Annotated in this window: 2 protein-coding genes; both read right to left on the reverse strand. The window is 68.1% G+C overall.

What is annotated here, in order from left to right:
- The coding region (locus NTW26_00440) for a transketolase (GenBank protein MCX7020742.1) at positions 1–381 on the reverse strand (381 nt) is incomplete at its 3' end.
- A 121-nt stretch (positions 382–502) separates the two neighbouring features.
- Entirely contained in the window at positions 503–1324 is an 822-nt protein-coding gene (locus NTW26_00445) for a hypothetical protein (GenBank protein ID MCX7020743.1), read from the reverse strand.
- Positions 1325–1659: the final 335 nt, after the last annotated feature.

Genomic DNA, 1659 nt, shown 5'->3' on the forward strand with positions numbered 1-1659 from the left:
CAGCGACCCCGTGCTCGCGTCCACGCCGGGGGTTTGGATCGAGGGGTGCCCCTGGAGGATGTGGCCCACCTCGCGTAGGTGGCAGAGCTCCTCGGCGGGGAAGTAGCCGCAGTAGGCCAGGAGGGCGTAGAGGATGGGGCAGGCGTGGCCCTTGGAGAGGACGAAGCGGTCGCGGTCGGGGCGCTTGGGGTTCGCCGGGTCGTGGCGTAGCTCGGAAAGGTACAGCAAGCTCAGAATCTCCACCGCCGAGAGCGACCCGCCGGGGTGCCCCGAACCGGCCCGGTTAGTCATGCACACAATCTCGCAGCGGAGAATCTTCGCCAGCTCGACGAGCGGTTCGTCCCGGGCGAACTCGGGGCTGGGGTAGGGGAAGGCGGTCAATATGGGGGGCTCCTGGGATGGAGGGTAGGTTTTTCACCGGAAATAATGCCATTAAAACGCCCCGGGCGCAACCGGGGCCTCTTCGGTTCCTTGCTGCGGAGAGTGCGCCCCCCGCGCCGATTCAGGGCGCGTCCACCCCGTCCAGCTCCACGACCCGGACCCCCTCGGGCGGCGTTAAATCGAAGAGCCCTTCGGGTAATGTTGGGTTCACCTCCTGGGAGGAAAATCGGACCTCCACCGAGGAGTCGGCGTAATCTTCCAAAAGAATCCGCTGCGGGCGCAGGAGGCCGTCCACCTCGGCGTAATCGGAGTACTCCACCCGCAGGGCGGGCGCGTCGGCGGCGTCGTAGAGCACCTGCGACCGCGGCACGGGGCCCGCGGGGTCCACCGTGATTAGAAGGGCCCGCGTCCCGTCCTCGCGGCGCAGGGCGATTCGCGTCGGGTCGCTCTCAGCCTCCGGGCGGATGTAGCGCACGGTGCCGTCGAAGCCTTCGCCCTGGACCAGCGGCTCGGCCAGGAGCGCCCGCATCAACAGCCCCACGTCCAGCGGCACCCCGACGAGCTTCTCCACGTTCCCCGGCGTGGCGGACCCCTCGGCCCACACCCCGTCGGCGACGTAGCGCACCGCCATCCGGCCGCCGCAGACGCGCGTCACCACGGCGATCTCCCCCATCGGCCCGATACTTTCGACGTAGACCGAATCCGGGCGGGCGAAGGCCAGGCCGTGCTCCGTGGCGGGCAATACGCCATCGGGCGTGCGCGCCTGAAGGGTGATCACCCCCGAGGCCGATTCCAGCCGCCGGGCGTAGGCGTCCATTTCGGCGAGGAGCTCGTCGGCGGTGACCTTCGGCGGCGGGTTGACCACCGGCCCCGGCCCCGGCACGCAGGAGGTCAGAGCGGCGCAAAGTGTTGAAATGACGAGGGCGGCGCGTGTTTTTCTCACGCCGCAAGTTTACCATGCCGACCGGGCGCGGGCAACGGCGGCCGTCATCGCACACCACACTCGTAAATTGCGATGGCGTAGGGGTGGGTCTCCTGACTCGCCCGCGGGCCGACCTGAAGGTCGGCCCCTACGAGACACAATTGAACGGGTGGCCGTGGACGGTCGCCCCTACGAGTTTTATACCGGCGGGTGACGATTCGACGTAGGGGCGGGTCTCCTGACCCGCCCGCGGGCGACTTGACACCCGCCGGCGGAAGGTTTACCATCACCCCGCACTTCAACGCCCATCCACAGCTCCCCGAAAAAAATCCCCCACCCTTTTTATATAACCCGGT

It is taken from the genome of bacterium (genome assembly GCA_026398675.1).
Taxonomy (GTDB): domain Bacteria; phylum RBG-13-66-14; class RBG-13-66-14; order RBG-13-66-14; family RBG-13-66-14; genus RBG-13-66-14.